Raw genomic sequence first — 22,334 nt, 5'->3', positions numbered from 1 at the left:
ACAATCAATTCATCACACAAGAGCGTACCACTTTGCCGCAACAGAGTATATTGTCTGAGTGAACTTTTACCATAAAAGCCATATTTTAGGCGTAAAAATCGCAAGAAAAATTGCGTGTGTAAGGAGTTAGAAATGGCAGAAGAAGCACAGGTTACAGCTGCTGGAAACGAGATAAGCGCAAGCTTTGTGGCAGCTCAAAAACGTTCAGACGCAACGCTTGAGAAGCTAAAAGCAAATCCTAGCTCCTTTACAATGCTTACGGGAGATAGGCCAACAGGAAGACTTCACTTAGGTCATTATTTTGGTTCGATTCGTGAGCGTGTCGCAATGCAAAATCTTGGCGTAAACACAAATGTGATTATTGCAGACTACCAGGTGATTACAGATAGAGACACTGTTGAGCATGTAGAAGATAACGTGCTAAACCTTGTTCTTGACTACATGGCTGCTGGAATTGACCCTAAAAAAACCATGATTTTTACGCACTCCGCTGTGCCTGCAGAAAACCAGCTTATGCTGCCATTCTTGTCTTTAGTTACAGAAGCCGAATTGCATAGAAATCCTACTGTTAAAGCCGAAATGGAAGCTTCTGGTCATGCTTTAACAGGACTTTTGCTTACATACCCGGTGCATCAAGCTTGCGATATTCTGTTTTGCAAAGCAAACGTTGTGCCAATAGGCAAAGATAATTTGCCGCATATTGAGATTACGCGCACGATTGCTCGCAGATTTAACGAGAGATACGCAAAGAAGAATCCTGTTTTCCCAGAGCCAGCTGCGATTCTTTCGGATACGCCAGAAATTCCAGGATTAGACGGACGCAAGATGAGCAAGTCTTACGGAAATTCGATTATGCTTGGCGCAACTGCAGAAGAAACAGCAAAGATGATTAAGAAGAGCCCGACAGATTCCGAGAGAATGATTACTTTTGACCCAGTGGCTCGTCCGCAAGTTTCGGCACTTTTGACTACTGCTGGCTTGGTTACTGGCAGGGATCCAAAAGATATTGCGCAAGAAATCGGAAACGCGGGCGCTGGAGCGCTAAAAGCGTATGTTATTGAATCTGTAAACAACTTCCTTGCTCCACACCGCGAGCGTAGAGCGGAATTGGCAAAAGATATGGACGCTGTGAGAGATATTTTGCACGACGGAAATGCGCGAGCTGCTGCGATTGCGCAAGAAACACTTGATCAAGTACGCGAAGCAATGAATATGAAGTATTGATTAGCAATGTTGATTAGCAATAATTAAATCTGATTAATTCTTGCTTGATTGCATATTTTGATTTCATATAAATAAAACTCGCATAAATAAAACGCCCAGTAGTTGCTGGGCGTTTTTGCTTATTAGATATATGACTAGAATATGACTAAATGTCGTATCGCCAGCTTTTATCTGTTATAACTCGCGCAACGGCAAGCCCTAATGGCAAGCAAATAATCACCATAAACGCGCGGAAAGTCCAGTCTAAAGCAGGAAGAGTATTAAACTGACCGAGATAGAACATTGCGCGATACATATAAAGTCCAGGAACCATAATCACAATAGATGGAACTGTAAGACTAATACGCGGATAACCCAGGTATTGAGGCGCCCAACCCCTATGCACAATTGCACGCCAAGCGGAAGCCAAAAGGCCAGCAAGCAAAGCGCCAGTAAACGCTGCGATTTCTGCAGCAACACCAAAATCAGCCATAGTTAAGCGCAAAGTATCGGTAATTGCGCCGATTATTCCAGCAACAAAACACATTCTTTGAGGAGAATTAAACAGAACGGAGAATCCCCACACGCCTGCAAATGCTGTGATCATTCTAAGAACAGCATTAAGCCAAGGGTTTAAGCCGAGCGGAGTAAAGCCTTGAGGGTCGAGCTGAACAAGGCTTGCAACCATCCAGCCAGCAAGAGTGCCCATTAAAATAATCGCCATTGTGTAGCAAAGTCGCTGAATGCCAGAAGGAAAATCAATCTTAGCAATATCTAAGCCGCCTGTAATAAGAGGGAAGCCTGGAATTACAAACAAAACAGAACCAATATAAGCCGTATTGTGATGCAAAGCAGAAGGGTCAAAGCAGCCAATAATGCGCAAAGAAGCTATGCAACTTAAAGCACCAACAGCAACAGCAATAAACGTTACAACAAATTGGTTTAGATGATGCATAAACATGCGTCTTCTAACGTAGTGTCCGATTCCAGCTCCAATAAAAGCACCAAGCATGTCGTAAGCGCCGCCGCCGAGCAAAAATGCGAAGGATGCGCATGCTACAGCAGAGGCAAGGCCCGCAAACCACGGTTTATAAAGAGGCTTGCGGTTTTTGATTAAATCGAGACGGTCGTGAACTTGACGAACCGTAAGCGGCGCGGAAAAATCGCCAGCAGGATTTGCGTTAGATGAAGTAGTGGAATTGTTTTTAAGATCTGAATTCAAATTATTTTGGCTATTTTGAACATTCTTGACATTCTTGACATTTTGAACGTGAGAAAAATGTTCAACATACGTTTTTTCTGGCTGAAGCGCAAAAATTCCGCGAGGTTTTTCTTTGCGAATCGCTTCTTGAATTGCCATTTTTTCTTCGACTTTTGCAGCGTGCTCCTCCGACTGCTTAGCTGTTTGAACAATCGCATTCTCGTTGCTGCTAGCTTGAAGAGTATCCACTAATTCCTTGGAAACAGTGGCTTTTGAATGGTATAAGGAATCGTTTCCAAGCTTAACGTTAAACCAATCTGCAAAATGTTCGAGCAACCAAATTCGCTCAGTGTTTACGCCAGTAGTTGGCAAATCAACAACTTCTGTAATTCGCTCATGCTTATCTGTGCAAGTAGCTTCAATATCGGTTAAATTAACGTCTGCACGAACGTTTACGCCCATAGGTTCGCCAACGCGGTGCATAAGCTCGCGAACGCGGTAACTTCCAGTTCCAGCGCCTAAACCTAAAGCTCCAACACGAATAATAATGCTAGATTTTGCTGCAATTCCAGCTTGCGTAACTGGTTTATCCCAATCGCGCTCAACATCTTCCATATCTAGCGGAATCGCGTGCGTTTGAAAGCGCCCAGAAGGCTTTCCAACAATATGACCAGTCGAAAGTATTTGTGGCTTATTACTATCGCTGTTGCTGCCGTTATTATTGACGCTATTACTGTCGCTGCTATCCGCGTTATTCTCTTCTATGCTCACAATTTTTTAGTATACGCATTGCATTGCCTATAAAAAATTTATACAAAAAATCAGTCCTAAGGTCGGTTCACAATTATTTTGGAATCTCGCTGGAAACAAAGGCTGTGGGCTTGCAACTTTTGACCTAAATAACCGCGGAGGAGCCGCGGAAGTCAAACGACCAAGCAACCTTATGACTAGCACAAGGAGGTCTGATGACAACTCAAAATCAACAGGTAACTCCAGCAGACGCAACGATTGTAACGTCTGGTTTAGGGCGAAAAGGCCCCGAGGAGCGTGAACTTCCAGCATCGCTTAAGCAAGACATGGATTTGTGCTTGCACATTCTGCGCGATGTTTTGGGCGAATTTGATGAAAAATTATTAACCGTATTTGACGAAGTGCGCTTAAATGCTGTAGATGCAAGTGCTGCACACTTTAATCAAATGCTTGATGCTCAAGAAACAGAAAACGACGGACTAAGCAAGGCTGTAGAAAAAATCAATGGCATGGATTTACCAGATATGCAATTGCTTGCGCGCGCGTTTGCTACATACTTCCATCTTGCAAATCTTTGTGAAGAAAACTACAGGGTTTCTGTGCTTCATCAACGCGAATGCGACGTTGAGGATTCCAATCCAGTGGACCCAGTGAACGAGCTAACTTGCGCATATCATAAGTTGCTTACGGAAATGAGCCCTGCGCAAGCTAAGGAATTGCTTGCAAAGCTTGAGTTCCACCCAGTTTTTACTGCGCACCCAACAGAAGCTAGGCGCAAGGCTGTAGCTGGTAAAATCCGCAGAATATCAAAGCTTCTAAGCAAGCACAATAGTTTAGGCGGATCGGATAAGCGCGAAAACTACAGGCGTCTATACAACGAGATTGACGCATTGCTGCGTACGTCTCCAATCGCACTTAAAAAGCCAACTCCTGTTGAAGAAGCAGACACGATTCTAGACATTTTTGACGCCACTTTGTTCAACACGATTCCGCTGGTTTATCGCAGATTTGACGATTGGCTGCTAGGTAAGAAGGCTGGCTTAGTGCCGCCGCGTTGCCCAGCGTTCTTCCATCCAGGAAGCTGGATTGGATCCGATAGAGACGGAAATCCAAACGTTACGGCAAAAGTTAGCAGGCAAGTTGCTAGAAAGTTTAGCGACCACGTTCTTGCTGCTCTAGAAGAGCGCACGCGTGAAGTTGGAAAATGCTTAACAATGGAAACGCGTACAACTCCTCCAAGTGTTGAGCTTTTGGAGCTTTGGAATCGCCAGCGAGAAATGAGCGAGCAGCTAACGGAAAGCGCATCCGACGTTTCCAACAGCGAGCCGCATAGAGCTGTTATGCTTGTTATGGCAGATCGTTTGCATAGAACAATTAGCCGAGATACAGACATAATGTATCATTCTTGCGAAGATTTTATTGAAGACTTGCACATTGTGCAAAGGTCGCTTGCGGCTGCTGGCGATTCGCGCGCGGCTTATGGTCCGTTGCAAGATCTTATTTGGCAAGCGCAAACCTTTGGATTCCACATGGTGGAAATGGAGTTCCGTCAGCATTCGCTCGTGCATTCGCGCGCTTTGGAAGATATTCGCGAACACGGTTTGCATGGAGAGCGTGGACCGCTTCAGCCAATGACTCGCGAAGTTCTAGACACATTCCGCGCGCTTGGAGCAATTCAAAAGCGCAACGGTATGCGTGCAGCTCGCCGCTACATTATTTCGTTTGCAAAGTCTGCTCAGCATGTTCGCGATGTGTTTGAGCTTAATCGCCTTGCGTTTGCGCACCCTCAAGATGCGCCAACAATCGACGTAATCCCGCTTTTTGAGCAGCTGGAAGATTTGCAAAATTCGGTTAATGTTTTGGAAGAAATCATTAAGATTCCAGAAGTTCAGGCTCGCTTAAAGGCCACTGGCCGAAAGATGGAAGTTATGCTCGGCTACTCCGACTCTTCCAAAGACGCAGGCCCGACTTCTGCAACGCTTGCTTTGCATTCTGCTCAAGAGCGCATTGCTCAATGGGCTAAAAAGCACGATATTGACCTAACGCTGTTCCATGGCCGCGGAGGTGCTGTTGGACGAGGCGGAGGTCCTGCAAACCGTGCTGTTTTGGCTCAGCCAGTTGGGTCGGTAAATTGCCGATTTAAGCTTACTGAGCAAGGCGAGGTTATTTTTGCTCGCTATGGTAACCCAATTTTGGCGATTCGCCACTTGGAATCCGTGGCTGCAGCAACTTTGCTTCAGTCGGCTCCAAGCGTTGAGAAAACAAACACAGAGATGACGCACAAGTATGCGGATATGGCTCAAAAGCTTGATGTTGCAGCGCATAATCGTTTTATTGATTTGCTTCAAACAGATGACTTTACGCCGTGGTTCTCAACTGTTACTCCGCTTAGTGAGATTGGTTTGCTCCCAATTGGTTCTCGCCCTGCAAAGCGTGGTCTTGGTGCAAAGTCTTTGGACGATTTGCGCACAATCCCGTGGGTGTTCTCTTGGGCGCAAGCTCGAATCAACTTGGCAGCGTGGTACGGCTTGGGTACAGCTTGCGAAAAGTTTGGCGACTTGGAAACTCTGCGCAGAGCGTACGAAGAGTGGCCGCTGTTTAGTACTTTTATTGACAACATTGAGATGTCTTTGGCTAAAACGGATGAGCGAATTGCTCGCATGTATCTAAGCCTTGGAGATCGCGAAGATTTGAGTAATAAAGTGCTTTCCGAGATGCAACTTACTCGCAAGTGGGTTTTGCAAATTGTTGGAGATAAATGGCCGTTGCAGCATCGCCATGTGCTTGGCCAGGCGATTCGCGTGCGCTCGCCTTACGTGGACGCGCTTTCTGTAATTCAGTCACTTGCATTGCATAAGCTGCGCAACAAGGTAGATAAAGAAGAGCTTAGCGAAAGCCAGCAAGCAGAGTTTATTTACTTGATTCTTTGCACAGTTTCTGGTGTTGCTGCAGGCTTGCAAAACACTGGATGATTTTAATAAATTACTGAATCAAGAAGGCTCTCGTATTTGCGAATTGCAATACGGGAGCTTTTTTGATAATAGGCTTATATTCTTAAACAAAATTCTTATTTACTACGAAAGATACAATATATTTTAAGTCAAAAATTTTACACTTTAAGCAACTGAAAATATTGCCAATGCCAGTGTAGGAGGTAATAATGCAAGAAGAAGTCAGCGAAGATTTTGCTAATGAAGATTCAGTTTTAGCTACATCGGTATTAAACGCAATGCTTGCAGGGAATCGCAAATTTGCAGACGGCAATTCAGATCATGCAGGCGTAAATTCAGAATCGCGCATGAAACTTATTGACGGTCAGCATCCTGGAGCTGTTGTGCTTTCGTGCGCAGATTCGCGAGTTGCTCCAGAATTTATATTCGATGCTGGTTTGGGCGATATTTTTTCTGTTCGCACAGCTGGAGAAGTGTTGGATGATGCCGTAATAGCTTCGCTAGAATACGCTGTAAGTGATTTGGGAGTAAAAGTGTTGGTTGTGCTTGGGCATGAGCATTGCGGCGCCGTACAGGCTGTTTTGCCGAATGTGCAAAAGCTGGTTTCTGAATACGGCGAAGATAAAACAAACGAAATAATTGAGTCGAGCGAGTCAATATTGCTGCGTTCTTTAGGTCCTGCTGCGCTCGCAGGTGTTGAGGAAAATTTAGATACAGATGATATTGAACGTATTCACGTGTCTAATATTTTGGCTGAAATTTGCGAAAAATCACAAATAATTCGCGAAGCTGTTTTCAAAGACGCTTTGATGCTTGTTGGAGCAAGGTATCGAATGAGTGACGGCTTGGTGGAAGTGTTGTCATGCTAAAAACAGAAACCGAAGCAAAAACAACTATCCAAGTAGAAAAAGCAAGTAAAGCAAGTAAAGCAAAACAAGCAAATTCTGCAAACTATCTATATTTGATTATAGGAGTGCCTTTTGCGGCTCTTATTATTGCAATGTTTCCTGCGTTGCAAGCGCGCAACCCGTGGCTGCCTGTAAACACTGTTATTAGGGGTGTTTCGGGGCTACTTTTGCAAGCCGTTCCCTTTACGTTAATTGGTGTTCTTGTTTCTGCTGCTGTAGAAACATGGGTTACGGAAGATTTTATTGAAAAACATGCTCCAAAGTCTATTGCAAACGGCTTTTTGGCTGCGATTCTTGCAGGTGTGTGCGTTCCTGTTTGCGATTGTGTTGTTGTTCCAACTTTTTCTCGTCTTGTTGCTAGAAAGCTGCCTTTGCCTTGTGCTGTAACGTTTTTGTGCTCTGTGCCAGTGGTAAATCCTGTTTCTATTTGGGCCACTTGGTATGCTTTTGCAGACGTTCCAGCAGTTGCTGTAACTCGAGTGGCTTTGGGCGTTGGTGTTGCTCTTTTAGTGGGTGTTAGTTTTGTGATTTTTCCCGTAAAGTCGCAAGTTTTAAGGCAGAATGTATTGGAAAAAGTTCGCGCGGATTGTATAGCGTGTGCGGATTGTGTTGATTGTGCAGCGTGCGCAGATTTCAATAAGTTGCAAAGTGGCAATTCTTCGTATAAAAATTCTTCCAGCTTTAAGTCTGATATTAAAAATAGTTTGAAAACTTACGCACATCACATTTATTCAGATTTTATGCGACTAATGCCAATAATTTTGTTTGGAACAATAGTAGCTTCGATTATTCGAGTTTGGCTTGGTGCAGATCCTGCGTCAAAAGTTAACACAACAACTGTTTTTGTTGCGATTCCAGCAATGATGCTAATAGCGTACGCAAGTTCACTTTGCTCCAGTTCCGACGCTGTAATCGCTCGCTCTTTGGCCTCCTCGCTTCCAATGAGTTCGGTAATTGTTTTTCTACTTTTTGGGCCAATGCTAGACATAAAAAACACTCTTATGCTTGTTGAAGATTGCAAAACTAAGTTTGTTTTGCGCTTAATTGCAACGATTGTTGTGTTCTGCTTGTTTGCTGCGCTTATTGTTCATTTTGCGTGGGGAGTAATGCTGTGAGTAATGCTGTGAGTAATGCTGTGAGTGATATAAATTCTGCAAATTCTGCAAAATTGTCTAAAAAAATAACATTTGCAAGTATTATTCAAGCGTTGTGCTTATTTTGCTTTTCTGCAACTTTAATGCACAGTGCGCTAAGCGGATCTTACGCAATTTTAACTACTCCGCGTGCTTTTGCTTATCTTATTTTTGCTGCAATTTTGCTTTTTGTTTTAGGAATTTGCTCACTTTTTGGAATTTTTTCTGCACGTGTTAAAGATTGCAAAAAAATAATGGTTTCAATCGTAGTTCCAATGCTTATTATTTTGATTCCACTTCAAATGTCTCAATCTGCACTAGGTGGCGGTTTTGCAAAGTCGGCAGGTTTTGACGAATATGCGTCTGGTCGCGCAATAGCAATCGCGTCTAATCGTAAAAATAATAAAAAAAATTTAAGCGGATTAGATGTAGTTAATAAAAAAATTGTTGTTGCAGACGATGATTTTGGCAATTGGTACAACGAAATTGACCATAATTTTGATAAATACAAAGATTATACGATTGTTGTAAAAGGGTTTATAAGCAAAGAATCTACGCTTTCTAAAGATCAAGTTCGCATATCTAGACAGTTTATGTCTTGTTGCATTTTAGATATGAGCCCATTTGGTTTTGTTGCACAAATGCCTAAAAATTTGCAGTTTTCGCAGCATCAGTGGGTTGTTGTTAAAGCCAAAATAGCTCTTGGAAAAGTTGGGGTAAAAGGTTATTCGCAAGATGGAATTGTTCTTAAAGTTGAATCTGCTAGCGTTTTGAATAAAGCGCCTTCGGGGTATTTCTATAGAACTTGATTGCGCGTATTGCTTTATTTGCGCATATTATCAACATTATCAATATTGCTTTTATATGCACTTTTTATATGCGCTAAATTCAACTAAGATAGCAAGTATGTCGTTGGGTTTTAACATTGCACTCATTGTTGTGTTCCTTTTGTTTGGTTCCATATTTGCAGCAACCGAACTTGCGCTTGTTAACTTGCGATCGTCGCAGCTGGATCGCATGGAAGCACAGGATGCGCGAGGAGCGCGCGTAGCAAAAATCGCCCGCGATCCAAACACTTTTCTTTCCACTCTTCAAATCGGAGTTACGCTTTCTGGTTTTCTTTCGGCATCTTTTGGTGAATCTGCAATAGCGCCTCATGTTGTGCCATTAGTGGAGTCTTGGGGTGTTTCAAAACATGTAGCAGGCCCGCTTACGACTATTGTTTTAACGCTTATAATATCGTATTTTTCAATCGTAATTTCTGAGCTTGTTCCAAAAAGAATCGCAATGCAAAGATCGGAGCAAATCGCAAGGGCTGTTGTTCCTGCAGTAGACGTGTTTTCTAAAATATGCAAGCCGCTAATATGGTTGATTGCTAAGAATACCAACGGTTTTGTGCGCCTTCTTGGGTTCGATCCTAATGAAAAAGAAAGTGAAGTTTCCGACGAAGAGTTGCGCGTTTTGGTTAATTCCAATAAAAAACTTAGTCAAGATGAGCGCACGATTTTAGACGATGTTTTTGACGCTTCCGAGACGATTGTTGCAGAAGTAATGCGCCCGCGTGCAGACGTTGAGTTTTTGGATGGCTCACTAAGTCTAGAAGATGCTGCTGCAAAGATTCGCGATCTTCCGTATTCTAGGTATCCAGTAACAGGCAAGGATTTTGATGATGTTATTGGATTTGTTCACGTTCGAGATTTGCTGGATGTTAAAGATCCAAATGCAAAAACTGTAGCAGACGTAACTAGAGAGGGAATAAGTCTTCCAGGAACGTCTAAGTTGCTCCCAAGTCTTGAGCTTCTTAGAAAGCGAGGGGTTCATCTTGCGGTTGTTATTGACGAATATGGTGGAACGGATGGCATTGTAACTCTTGAAGACATGACCGAGGAGCTGGTTGGAGATATTCGAGACGAGTACGACTTGCCAGATGAGTCTGATTTAACCCGAGATAGTAAGTCTACAGCGTTTGTAAACGGAGTGGCTACTGTTGATGGTGGAATGACGATTGAAGACTTTGCGGACGTTACTGGAATCGAATTGGAAGATGGCCCTTACGAAACGGTTGCAGGGTATTTTCTGGCTCGTACAGGCTCCATGGGCAAGGTTGGCGCTGTTTTGCACGATGCAGACGGCTACGATATGACTGTTGCAGAAGTGGATGGTCGTAGAATTGCTACGATTGAAGTTAGAAAAACAGAGCAAAATAAAGATTTGAACAAAATCAATAGTAAAAATTAATAAAAAACAAAAAATGGAGGATACTATGGCTTTAATGCATATTGTGCCAGGTTTAGACGAAGTTTCTAGCGAAAAAGCTATTGCGGTTTTACAAAATCGTTTAAGCCACGAGCAGGAAGCTGCTTTAGTCTTAAAGCATGCGCATTGGAATGTTACAGGCCCAGACTTTATTGCAGTTCACGAAATGCTTGACCCTCAAGTTGCAGAAGTTTTGGCTCAAGCAGATGAGACAGCTGAGCGAATTGCAACGCTTGGAGGCTCCCCACTTGGTCGCGCAGACGATGTTGTAGCTTCGCGCACTTGGAAGCGTTTTGCTCTTAGTGGTAGAAAGTCCACCAAAGAGTATTTGCAAGCGTTAATTGAGTATTACAACGATATGATTGCGGACGATAGGAATGCCATTGCGCAGCTTGATAATCTTGATATTGTTAGCTCAAACATTATTCAAGACCATGTTCAGCAGCTTGAAAAGTTCCAGTGGTTTATGCGTAGCCATTTAGAATAATTTTGTAGAATAATTTTGCGACACGCTTAGATTTGCTATTTGACATTTTCTGCGTCTGTGCTAATCTAACTACTTGTATGTTTTCTAATGTACAAGTTGGGCCCGTAGCTCAGGTGGTTAGAGCGCATCCCTGATAAGGATGAGGTCGGAGGTTCAAGTCCTCCCGGGCCCACGATAGAATGAACATCATTCTTTCGAATGGGGCTATGGCGCAGCTGGTAGCGCATCTGCTTTGCAAGCAGAGGGTCAGGAGTTCGAGTCTCCTTAGCTCCACAAGTAGGGTTTCTAGCAAATCGCTAGAAGCCCTTTTTTCATGCATGGAGTCCGTATTGTGTTCGTGCGTTCCTTGTGTTTGCGCGCGTCTTGTTATATGAGAATGCTTCTCATCAATGGTTGTTGTTAATATATTCATTAACAAATAAACATAAGTATCTTTACGCCGTGTATTGAGTTTGCTGTTATAAATAGCTGCTCAGTGGGTTAACAAGGCGTGAAATCGTGTGTTAGCAGCGTTTAGCGCAGTTAGCCTGATCAGCGTAAGGAAAGTGTATGCGTAAACTTTTAGCGTATTGCCGTCGTGCTCCTCAATTAGTAATCGTTTTAGTTTTGTTTCCGTTTATTGCGGCGTTTTATTCTAGAAATCTGACTTTTATACTCGATTTTTGCAAAGCTATAAGCAAGACGTTAAATCACCTACTTTCGTTAATAAATTTTGAGTTTAATGTGCAAATAAGCCTTACAATCGGGCAAAGTATAATAACATGTTTAGTTTTATATACATGTGTTAAGTCTCTTTTAAGTATGATTGATGATTTGGTGCATGGCACACTTGGAATTGACTTGCTTGCGTTTGTTGCATTGCTTGCAACGCTTTGTATAGGCGAATTTTGGGCAAGTTATTTGATTGTTGTAATGGTGTTTACAGGCGAAGCAATCGAAGACTTTGCGCAAGATGCAGCGCAGAAAAATCTATCTCTTTTAGTAAACGCATCTCCGCAAACCGCGCATTTAATGACACTTCCTGGAATAGTGTGTGGTGAATCTTGTGAGCTATGTGCTCTGCTTGATCATAGTCATTTTAGAAAAGTCAGCGATGAATCTTCGCTAGAGGCATTGCAAGAACCTAAAGATTTTACTAGTTGTGAATCGTGTAAAAAATGCCACAATAACTCTAAAGAATGCCCAATATTGCAAGCTGCAAAGTCTTCTAGCCAATTACAAAGATACAAAACCGTTCCAGTGGAAGATTTAAAAATTGGCAACGTTATAGTTGTTCTTCCAGGAGAAACGGTTCCTGTAGACGGTGAGCTTTTAAGCGGTTCTGCTGTTCTAGACACAAGTGCAATAAATGGCGAGTCGCTTCCGCGCGAAGTGTTTGCTGGCGCACAAGTGTTGTCTGGATGCGTAAATGGCGGCGTTGTATTGATTATGCGCGTAACTAAGTTATCGCAAAATTCGCAATATCAAAAAATCATGAAGTTGGTGGAATCTGCAAGATCTTCTAAAGCTGCTGTGGTTCGATTTGCGGATATGCTTTCCGTTCCTTTTACGGTGATTTCTTTTGTGATTGCATTTAGCGCTTGGGCTGCATCTGGTCAGGCTTTAAGATTTGCGCAAGTGTTGGTGCTAGCTACGCCTTGCCCGCTATTAATCGCCGTGCCAGTGGCGTTTATGGCAGGAACAGGAAGACTTGCAAAGCTTGGGATTGTTGTAAAAAGTCAGGATGTTTTAGAGCAATTAAGTTGTGTAAGTGATGTTTTCTTCGACAAAACAGGAACGCTTACTGTTAAGCAGCCTCAAGTTGTTAGAGTGGATTTAGCGAATCATCAAGATAGCGAAAATCAGGAAAATCAAGAAAATAGCGAGTTGCAAAATAGAATACTAATGTTTGCAGGCGTTTTGGAAACATACTCGCAGCACATTCTTGCAGGAGGAATTGCAAAAGCTGGAGCAGATCTTTGGCAAAACACGCATCCGTCTGCCGTTCCGCAACTTCCAAGCGTGCGCGAATATCCAGTTATAAGCGGTGTTAAAGAAACTGCTGGCCAAGGTATATGCGCAAGTGTGGATGGCGTAAACGTTAGAGTTGGGCGAAAAAGCTACGTTTTGAATGCGCCAGCTGGCTGCCTCGAGGAAAAGTCGGAAGCTTCCGAAGATAAAGCCACACGCGCAAATGTAGAAAATATAAAAAATATAGAAAATGCAGAAGATGCAAAAAATATAGAAAATGTATCAAAAATAGAAATCAATTTTGAAGAGCTTTCTGCAGACGAGATGGCAACATACGTTTCTTTTGATGGCAAACTTGTTGGGCGAATTGTTCTAAAAGACGTGCCTAGAGAAAATGCAAAATCAACGATACAAAAGCTAAAGGGGCTTGGTGTTCGTTCAATAAACATGCTCACGGGAGACGGCTTGCATGCTGCTCAAACAATAGCAAAAAGCGTTGGTATTGAGCGAGTAAAGGCTAATTTGCTGCCACAAGACAAGCTTGAGTGCATAAAACAGCACTATAGCGGTTATAAAAGCGAAGAAGATTGCGGCAGATTTGGCATATTTGGCATATTTAGCATTTTTATGAATAAGAAAAAAGATAAGCGCGTAACAATGATGGTTGGAGATGGCGTAAACGATGCCCCAGTTTTGGCTGCAGCAAACATTGGAGTGGCTTTAACAGATGGCACGGATACAGCGGCTTCGGAGTGCGCGCAAGTTGTTATTATGAACAACAACATTTATGCTGTAGCAAACGCTGTAAGCGTTGCAAAACACACGAAGAGAGTTATGATTCAAGCTGTTCTGTTGGGAATTGGTTTGGCTGTTATAAGCATGATTGCGGCTGCTTTTGGACTGATTCCTGCCGTTCTTGGAGCTATGATGCAAGAGATGATTGATGTTGTGTCAATTTTGTGGGCGCTAACAGCGTTGAAAGGCAAGCGTGCGTAAGTGACAATATTCACTTTGCTCTTTTCTTGAATAAACCAAGGCGCTAGTCTAAGTAGTGGAGCATAAAAGCCAGCGATTTTATTTAAATCTTCAAAAAGATTAGGCTTAAGAATGCTCGAAACACGCAAAATGTAATGTTTTAACATAACAAAAGTTGAATAACAAAATTTGAATAACAACATGGGAAAATTTATGGAAATGAATTATGATGCGGATTCGCACGAATTGCGAATCGCAGTTATTGGCGCGGGGCCTGCTGGAATCTACTCGTCAGATATTTTTCTTCGTCAGCTTAAAAAACTAGGCGAAGGAATGGGCTTGGGTACGGCCGCTAGAATCGATTTATTTGAAAAGCTACCAGTGCCATTTGGGCTGGTTCGATATGGCGTTGCTCCAGACCATCCGAGTATAAAATTCATTGCAGATGCATTAGCCAAAACGCTTGATAATCCAAATATTCACTTGTATGCGAATGTTGAATTTGGCAAAGATATTACGCTAGAAGATTTGTTGCCGCGCTATGACGCAATTCTGTTTGCTACGGGCGCTGTAGAAGATAAGCCGCTTAACATTTCAGGCGCCTCGCTGCGTGGCGTGTATGGAGCTGCAAAGTTTGTGGAATGGTACGACGGATATCCTACCAGCGAGCGTACGTGGCCGCTTGATGCAAGCGAAGTGGCTGTTATTGGCGGCGGAAACGTTGCTATGGATGTTGCGCGCGAGCTTTTGCGAGATGCGGATTATCTTAGAGAGCACACGGATATTTCCGACGATGTTTACAATGGTTTGCTTAAAAATCAGGCTAAAACACTTCACTTGTTTATTCGACGAGGCGTTGCACAAGCTAAATTCTCTGTGCAAGAATTGCGCGAGATGGAAGAGCTTTCTGGCGTGCAAATAGTTGTAAACGAGAGCGATTTTGACCTGGACGACGAAACAATTGATGTTGCTGGAAAAGACAAATTGACTCGCCAAATGGTAGAAGAGCTTTTTGCTATACGCGATTTGAGCGAAGATATGGAAGATGGTGGAAACGTTGACTTTGAAGGAAATCCTGCAAGTAAGCGCTACATTATTCACTTTAACGCAAATCCAGTTGAGATTCTGGGAGAAAATGGGCAGGTTGTTGCGATTCGTGTAGAGCGCACAGCTACAAGCGCGGATGGCAAAATGACTTGCACTGGCGAGTTTGAAGAATACCCAGTTCAGGCAGTTTACCATGCGATTGGATATAAGCCTGCGCAAGTTAGTGGAGTTGCTTACGATTCTTCTCGCGCACTTCTTGCAAACAGCGATGGCAGGATTTTAACTTCTGCGCAAAATGGGGTTGTTTGCCCACGATTGTATGCAACTGGTTGGGCTAAGCGAGGGCCAGTTGGGTTGATTGGTTCTACAAAGTCGGATGCTTTGCAAGTCGTTGAAAATATGCTGGAAGACTTAGCAAAAAGTTCGACCGAAGAATGTGAAAGCGCGCTTCCTGCGCTTCCTGGCAGATTGGCAACAGATAGAGATCCTAAGTCTATTGAAAATCTTCTTGAATCTAGAGGAGTCAAAGTGGTTGATTTTGAAGGGTGGAAGAGGATTGATGCTTTCGAGGTGGAATCTGGATTAGCGGAAAATCGCGCTCGCAAAAAAGTCGTATCTAAACAAATGCTTATGGATATAGCGGAAATTAAACAATAGTTTATATTGAGTGTACGCATTGATTAGTAAACATTGATTAGTGGCCATTAAACTGTAGCCAAATTGCGCAGAAAGTGGCCACTTTTCAACATTTATTCACCTGTTTTGAGTGTGTTAAATCATAAACATTAAATATACAGTTTTCATTCAGCAAAATTACAGTTGCGATTATTAAAATCAAAAGCATGTTCGGCAACATGGGTATGCGCTATTGCAACAATTTGAAAACAGTAGTGTTGTTTTCTCTAATATGGCTATTTGCTGCTTTGCTATGGATTGTTGCTGGATTGCGTTTGTCGATGCTGGTTTGGTTTGCAATTATTGCAATAATTTTAAGCTTATGCGCTTATTGGCTTTCTGGAAAAGTTGCCACGCGCATTATGCGTGCTAGCGAAATTAGCGAGAACGAAGAACCTGTTTTATACGGCATTGTTCGCGAGATTTCTGCGCAAATCGAAAAGCCTATGCCGCGCATTTATGTTGCTCCAACAGACAGTCCGAATATTTTTGCAATCGGTAGAAGCGAGCGTCACGCAACAATTTGCTGCACTCGTGGTCTTTTGAATATTCTAAACGAGCGCGAGTTGCGTGGCGTTGTAAGCCACGAGCTTATTCATGTTTATAATCACGATATTTTGAATTCAACGGTTGCATCTGCAATCGCAACAGTTATTACGTATTTTGGGTACGTGCTTATGTATTCGGGAAGTGAGTGTGCAAAATCTGCTAAAAGGCGTTGCCCTGTACTAAAGGTTATTGGCAAGGTTTTAAGTGCCATTTTTGTGCCGCTTGGTTCTCTATTTGTTAAGCTTGCGATTTCTAGAGTGCGCGAGCTGGATGCAGATCGAAGTGCAAGTATGCTTACTGGCGACCCTGCGGCTTTAGCTTCTGCTCTAAACAAAATTTCCTACGGAGTTAAGATGCATAAGATGGATTTGCATTCGGGAGTGCAAGCTATTGCTTCACTGATGATTGTAAATCCGTTTGCAAACTACGATTCCAAGCTTTTAAAGCTGTTTTCTAGGCAGCCAGATGTTAACAAGCGAGTTGACTCTTTAATGCTTATGTCTAGTAAGATGGAAAGTCTTGTGCAAGAAGATGCACGTGGAGAAATCGATCATATTGAGCATGATGGCGATAGCGTGTTTCGTTTTAAGAATGGCGCTAAATACAATGTTGAATACGGCAAAGGTGTTTCTGGCGGAGTTGTAGCAGTTAGCGGAGCGTGATATTCTTAGATGGTTTGCTTTTTAGATTGATTCTTGAGCGCTTATTTGCTTGTTTGTAGGCAGATTATCGGTAAGGATTAATCGCAAACAACCGAACATGCGGACATAGTTCATCGGTAGAATGGAAGCTTCCCAAGCTTCAGAGGCGGGTTCGATTCCCGTTGTCCGCTCCATGTAGAAAACGTTGATATATCAACGTTTGTGGCTTGTTCTTATGTCTTAGAAGTACGCTAAATGTGAAAATAATGTGCAAAATTCTATAATTTTTTTTTAATATTGACACGAAAATCTTAGTTAAATTAAAATCGTATTAAATCCGCTATGGAAGAGGATTTAATTGGGCAGGAGGTTTTTATGTTAGATATGTTGTTTGCACTTGTTGCTGTTGCATCAATGTTAATAGGCTTGGTTCTATCTGTAATTTTATGGGTTAAAAGCAGCAAATCAGCTAAAGAGTTGTATAAAGATGCGTACTCATATGCAATTATTGATGTTGTATTAGGCGTATTGTCGTATATTTCTTATGCTGCGACTATCAATTCCGTAGATGTTGATGTGCGTGAATTCTACACAAATTATTTTGCGGCGCCATTGATTGTTCTTGCTGTTCTTGTTGTAAGTATTGCCGCTATAACCATCTTTAAGAGTAAAAAAGATAGCTATGTAGCATAACTAGATTAAACAGTTTATTAAAAATAATAGCCTTCTGAGATTAATTAAAATTCAGAAGGCTATGTTTGTTATATGTTGTGTTTGGTTTGATTGTGATTTGTTGATTTCAGTCTGAATTCTGTGTGTGATATTTAGACAAAAGATGTATAAATCGTAGTTTTTGTACATTGGATGTGCTGTGTATACAAGTTTTATAATCGCGCGCTTGCAGCGCATGCATTTGAATAAATATTGGATTATAGGCCAAGCAGAATCTGTGGCAAAGTCAGAGCTGCGCTAAATTTGGATATTTTTGTTTAGAATGATTTTGCAAGTAAAGAATAACACACATTTGATTGCTGCAATATGCTTGTATTGCAATAAGCTAGACATGATTTTTTACACAGTTTTGACCTATAACTTTCTTATCTGTTGGTATATTTTGTAAAAATATGCTATATTTCTATAAAAATGTGAATATTTTTGTGAAAATTTATTAAAAAAGCGTTAATATTGCGGATTAGTCCATCAGACATCATATCATCTGATGTAATGATTCCTACATTGGTGTAGGTATTGTTCATGATTTTTACAATGCTGTGGAATTCATGTAAAACAGTTACAAAAATAGGAGTGCGTATGCGTAGAAGTGTCATAGAAGATGCAAAGCGCGTTGTTGGTACTGTTGTTGGAATTACTCTTGCAATAGGCTTATGCTCTGGCGTAGCTAATGCTACTTCAGAAAAATCCAGTAAACCCAATAGTTCAGTTTTGCAAATATCACTTAAAAGAACTGATGGCCTTAAAGATAATGTCCAATTAAATAGTAGGCTAACATATACGGTTACATATACAAATAAGGGTTCACAACCAATAACTGCGTATCCGTATGAAAGTAATATTTCCGATATTAGAGTTGGGGATTCAAACAATTGCCGCTGGGCAAATCTTAAGCCAGGTGAAACTCAGCAGTGCGGCTTTGGGTACCATGTTGTAACCGAAGAGGATGCCAAAGCGGGTAAATTCACACCTAAAACAGTTTGGAAAGTTTCAAAAGATAGGGACGGTAACCAAGTAATCGAAAATAACATTGTTGTTGAAGACAAGCCTGTTACTGGTATAAAGAATACAGAATTTGACTCATCTTTGGGTCTTAAAACGGTAAAGCTTACAACTAGAACCAATAGCGTTTGCTACAGGATTCCAGCAATAACAGAGACTGCAAATGGTTGGATTTTAGCAGCATACGATAAGAGGCCTGGTAATTGCTCCGATGCACCTATGCCAAACTCCATTGTTCAGCGAATTTCAAAAGATGGTGGTAAAACATTTGAAGCTGAAACTGTTGTTAAGCAAGGGCATTATGGCGATGAAAATACTAGATGGGGATATTCGGATCCGTCTTATGTGCTAGACCGTGAAACTAATGAAATTTTCCTGTTTTCTGTAAAGTCTTACAGAAACGGCTGGGGTGGGTCCAGCGCTGGAGTAGATCCAGAAAACAGGAACGTTTTACACGCTTCAGTTACTAGCTCCAAGGACAATGGTGTCACTTGGAGCACTCCAAAAATAATTACTAAAGATGTGACTGCAGATGTTGGGCATTGGAGCTCTAGGTTTGCGGCATCTGGTCACGGCATTCAGCTTCGCCATGGCAAGTATAAGGGTCGTTTGTTGCAGCAGTATACAATAAACAACTCGAGAAGGATTCAAGCAGTAACGGTTTACTCCGACGATCATGGTAAGACTTGGAAGGTTGGCAAGCCTGTTGGGTTTAGAAGTGAAAAATCACATATGGACGAAAACAAGGTTGTAGAACTTTCTGATGGACGAGTTATGTTGAATTCTAGGCCTCAGAATTTTAGGCATCGTCTTGTTGCAATATCAAATGATGGCGGCGAAACTTATGGCGAAGTAAAAGAAGAGATGCAGCTTCCAGACCCTGCAAACAATGCTCAGATAACTAGGGCATACCCAGATGCGCCTATGGGGTCTCCAGAAGCCAAGGTTCTTGTGTATTCTTCTTCTTCGGCGTATGGGCGTAGTGACGGCTTAATTCGCGTATCGTTTGATGATGGTGCAACTTGGGATACGGGCAAATTGTTTAAGTCTGGTCCTATGGCTTATTCTTGCATTGAAGTTTTGAACAAGCAGCATGGTGGCGGATTTGGACTTTTATATGAGGGCGATAATAGCAATATTATTTACACTCATATATCTGAAGATTGGCTTGGTTATACTCCTGTAACCGCAGATAATAGCGTTATTGACGTTCCGAAAAATGCCAAAAATATTGAAGTTAAGATTAAGAATCTTGGAAGCCATGATTATTCCGACTTAAAGCTTTCTATGAAGGATTTAGGTAAACAATCTGAATTAAATAAAGATTGGAAGATTCAAGATAAGACTGGTATTTCTGTAAAGCCTTTTGCTAACGCAAACATAAAGTTAGATATTGCAATGCCTAAGGATGTTAAAGAAGGAACGACCGTTTCGATTCCAGTGCGATTTGCGTCTGCAAAATATGCAGTGGGAGATTCTTTGCCAGGAATTCAGTCTGTGATTAATATTCGCGTTGTAAAGGCGGTGGAAAGCCATAGTGTTGTGCCTTCTGCTCCTTCCGTTGATGTAAAGCCTTCTGTGGATACTCCATCTGCAGAAAAGCCTTCTGCAGAAAATCCTTCGCAAAATCCGCCATCGGAAACAATTACACCTACCGAGCCTTCGCAAAATCCAGCGCCTGCAAGAGAACAGGCGCCACAGGTTAGCAATCAATCTAGGAATGAAGCTAATACTCAGAAAGCTGATGAGCAAAAGTCTGAGCAAAAGAAAGAGGATTCTAAAGCAAAATACGATGTTGTTCCAGCTCCTCCAGCCAGCGTTGATCAGTTGGATAAATCCCTAAAGGGAGCTATTACTGTTGGGAATAATAATCAGATTGTTGCTGGTGAGCCTGTAAAGATTTCTGGAAAGATTTCCAACAAGGAGTTTGCGCAACAGTTGCAAAAGAATGGTTCAGCAAAGGCCTATGCGTTTATATATTCTACGCCTAAAGCCTTAAAGGACTCTGATGGCAATTCGTTTATAACGGTTCGTGGATCTGCAGACAATGCACAATTTTCTGTTGATATTCCAGACGGATATTCTGGAAAGCATACAATCGTGCTTGTAAACGAGAAGGGCGAACAGCTTGCCTGGAATGAGGTAACAGTTAGCGCAAATCCAGTTGCGGACAAGAAGGATAGTAGTAGTGAAAAATCGGATTTGAACCGTAATGCATTTAGTAAAGTTTCAACGGGAAGTTCAATGTTGATTGTTCTTGCGGTTGTAATGCTTCTTGGTACTGCTGGATTCTTTGCAAAGGCAATGCGCAATAAGATTGCATAACCAATATTGCTAACTCTAGATTTTTGTAGTTAGTTGTATACGTAAAGCGCTGATTCGTTTAGATTATTATTAACAAGTTTTGTTAAATTAGATTCTATTGAATTAGCGCTTTACTGTTTTGTTTTTTTTATGTGCGGAAAACACATTCGATTGTGGCAAAACGCTTGTATTGCAATACGCTAGACATGATTTTTTACACACTTTTGGGGATTTGGGCCCTTGATTTCAGTCTGAAGTGTGTGTGATATTTAGACAAAAGATGTATAAATCGTAGTTTTTGTACATTGGATGTATAAAAAATTGTACATTGAATGTACAAAAAATACGTTTTTTGTGTATACAAGTTCTTATAAGTTTGCTGTGGGAATGCATTTGGATTATAGGACAATTAGAATCTGTGGCCAAGTCGGAGATTCGACCACAGTGCTGTTAATAGTTCAGTCAACTATCTGAGAGAATAACAGTAAAGCCAATTGCGCGTAGCTTTAATTAAAAATAATCATTACTCTAAAATAGACAAATACAAATCAAGTCTTTGATTTAAATATCTTGCAAACAAGTTTGCCATGGCAGACACGTTATGTTTTGAGTGATACTCATCAAAAGCTTCATAATATTTCAAGCGATCAGTAAATTTTATATCTATTGGTGGGTAACCTGCTTTCATCAATTCCAAATTGACCAGCAGTCTTCCTGTTCTTCCATTTCCATCAATAAAAGGATGAATGCTTTCGAATTCTATATGAAAACGAGCAAGTTTAGTAACAATATCTTCATTGCTGTTTTTGTATTTTTTCAATAATTCTTCCATTTTTGAAGCGATTAAATATGGTTGTGGTGGCTCATGTGTAGATCCCATAATTCGAACGGGAATTCTTCTATAAACGCCTCTATCTTTTCTCTTATTGGCTAAAACTAAATAATGTATGTCTTTTATAACTTTTTCATTTATCTGCTTATTTTCGCTAACAAGCTGCTTTACGTAATCAAAGGCTTCTTTGTGTCCAATAACTTCTAGATGCTCTTTTAATGATTTTTGATCAACAGTAAGCCCTCTAAGAACCATGTCTGTTTCGCGCAGTGTTAAAGTGTTTCCCTCAATTGCGTTTGAGTTATATGTATATTCTATTAGAAATTCTTCATTAAGTCTTTCTAATTCCCCTTCAGTTAGGGGTCTTCTTTTTTTAAGGGTTTCTAATTTAGTTTTTATGATTGGAATTAGCGATTCGCTAATTTTATATCTTCCGTCGGTTGGCTTTGCTGTGTCATGCGGTATTTTCCAGGATCTTCCTTCTCGATATACTCCTGGAATTTTCCCTTCGGAGCATAGAATTCTTACTCGTCTATCTGATATGCCCCATTTTTCAGCAGCTTGCTTTACTGTTATGTACATAAAATACCCTTAATCATTGTTGCATTTTATTATATTTTAACGTTTTATCGGAATAACATAAACAGTAGCGGAATAACATATTTAATTTATCGGAACAATAGTGATTGATAAAACTAGTAACGTGAATCTGTGTTAAATATTGGGATATCTTTGTTT

14 protein-coding genes and 3 tRNA genes are annotated in these 22,334 nt (G+C 41.4%); 15 read left to right on the top strand and 2 right to left on the bottom strand.

Features of this window, described 5'->3' with window-relative positions; translation table 11 throughout:
- Positions 1-132 precede the first annotated feature (132 nt).
- Complete coding sequence (trpS, locus tag HXT30_RS05390) at positions 133-1,224, top strand: tryptophan--tRNA ligase (RefSeq protein ID WP_422111490.1); 1,092 nt, start codon at positions 133-135, stop codon at positions 1,222-1,224.
- 145 nt (positions 1,225-1,369) lie between these two features.
- Here the strand turns inward: trpS and HXT30_RS05385 are convergent, their stop codons facing one another.
- Positions 1,370-3,175: a threonine/serine ThrE exporter family protein gene (locus HXT30_RS05385; protein WP_422111489.1), complete on the bottom strand. Its 1,806-nt coding sequence runs from the start codon at positions 3,173-3,175 to the stop codon at positions 1,370-1,372.
- A 194-nt stretch (positions 3,176-3,369) separates the two neighbouring features.
- On the opposite strand from HXT30_RS05385, the gene HXT30_RS05380 reads away from it, so the two are divergent.
- The 14 genes from HXT30_RS05380 to HXT30_RS05315 all read left to right on the top strand — a co-directional run bounded on the left by HXT30_RS05380 (position 3,370) and on the right by HXT30_RS05315 (position 20,785).
- The gene (locus HXT30_RS05380) at positions 3,370-6,126 is read left to right on the top strand and encodes a phosphoenolpyruvate carboxylase (protein WP_422111488.1); all 2,757 of its coding nucleotides are present in this window, start codon (positions 3,370-3,372) and stop codon (positions 6,124-6,126) included.
- A 188-nt stretch (positions 6,127-6,314) separates the two neighbouring features.
- A complete protein-coding gene (locus HXT30_RS05375; protein WP_016635831.1) occupies positions 6,315-6,974 on the top strand; it encodes a carbonic anhydrase in 660 nt (219 codons plus the stop codon).
- Positions 6,968-8,128, top strand: coding sequence for a permease (locus HXT30_RS05370; RefSeq protein ID WP_422111487.1), 1,161 nt, complete (start codon positions 6,968-6,970; stop codon positions 8,126-8,128). The genes HXT30_RS05375 and HXT30_RS05370 overlap by 7 nt, the downstream gene beginning before the upstream one ends.
- Positions 8,129-8,148: 20 nt before the next feature.
- Positions 8,149-8,955: a TIGR03943 family putative permease subunit gene (locus HXT30_RS05365; protein WP_422111849.1), complete on the top strand. Its 807-nt coding sequence runs from the start codon at positions 8,149-8,151 to the stop codon at positions 8,953-8,955.
- Between the two features lie 97 nt (positions 8,956-9,052).
- Positions 9,053-10,384 carry a hemolysin family protein gene (locus HXT30_RS05360; RefSeq protein ID WP_422111486.1) on the top strand — a complete coding sequence of 444 codons (1,332 nt, stop codon included), beginning with the start codon at positions 9,053-9,055 and terminating at the stop codon, positions 10,382-10,384.
- Between the two features lie 25 nt (positions 10,385-10,409).
- Positions 10,410-10,889, top strand: coding sequence for a Dps family protein (locus HXT30_RS05355; RefSeq protein ID WP_415686081.1), 480 nt, complete (start codon positions 10,410-10,412; stop codon positions 10,887-10,889).
- 98 nt (positions 10,890-10,987) lie between these two features.
- Positions 10,988-11,061 (top strand) — tRNA-Ile (locus HXT30_RS05350).
- A 28-nt stretch (positions 11,062-11,089) separates the two neighbouring features.
- A tRNA-Ala gene (locus HXT30_RS05345) sits at positions 11,090-11,162 on the top strand.
- Positions 11,163-11,438: 276 nt separating this feature from the next.
- Positions 11,439-13,835 carry a heavy metal translocating P-type ATPase gene (locus tag HXT30_RS05340; RefSeq protein WP_422111485.1) on the top strand — a complete coding sequence of 799 codons (2,397 nt, stop codon included), beginning with the start codon at positions 11,439-11,441 and terminating at the stop codon, positions 13,833-13,835.
- Between the two features lie 192 nt (positions 13,836-14,027).
- Positions 14,028-15,518 carry an FAD-dependent oxidoreductase gene (locus HXT30_RS05335; protein WP_422111484.1) on the top strand — a complete coding sequence of 497 codons (1,491 nt, stop codon included), beginning with the start codon at positions 14,028-14,030 and terminating at the stop codon, positions 15,516-15,518.
- Positions 15,519-15,703: 185 nt separating this feature from the next.
- Complete coding sequence (locus tag HXT30_RS05330; protein WP_422111483.1) at positions 15,704-16,747, top strand: M48 family metalloprotease; 1,044 nt, start codon at positions 15,704-15,706, stop codon at positions 16,745-16,747.
- 99 nt (positions 16,748-16,846) lie between these two features.
- Positions 16,847-16,920: transfer RNA gene (locus HXT30_RS05325), tRNA-Gly, on the top strand.
- Between the two features lie 181 nt (positions 16,921-17,101).
- Complete coding sequence (locus tag HXT30_RS05320) at positions 17,102-17,419, top strand: peptidase A8 (RefSeq protein WP_422111482.1); 318 nt, start codon at positions 17,102-17,104, stop codon at positions 17,417-17,419.
- Positions 17,420-18,037: 618 nt separating this feature from the next.
- Positions 18,038-20,785, top strand: coding sequence for an exo-alpha-sialidase (locus tag HXT30_RS05315; RefSeq protein ID WP_422111481.1), 2,748 nt, complete (start codon positions 18,038-18,040; stop codon positions 20,783-20,785).
- Between the two features lie 502 nt (positions 20,786-21,287).
- Here HXT30_RS05315 and HXT30_RS05310 read toward each other — a convergent pair.
- Entirely contained in the window at positions 21,288-22,178 is an 891-nt protein-coding gene (locus HXT30_RS05310; RefSeq protein ID WP_016635907.1) for a Fic family protein, read from the bottom strand.
- Positions 22,179-22,334 lie beyond the last annotated feature (156 nt).

This window comes from Gardnerella sp. DNF00571G (assembly GCF_049262695.1).
GTDB lineage: Bacteria > Actinomycetota > Actinomycetes > Actinomycetales > Bifidobacteriaceae > Bifidobacterium > Bifidobacterium piotii.
The sequence above is the reverse complement of the archived record's forward strand: the minus strand, read 5'-3'. Positions and strand labels throughout refer to the sequence as shown.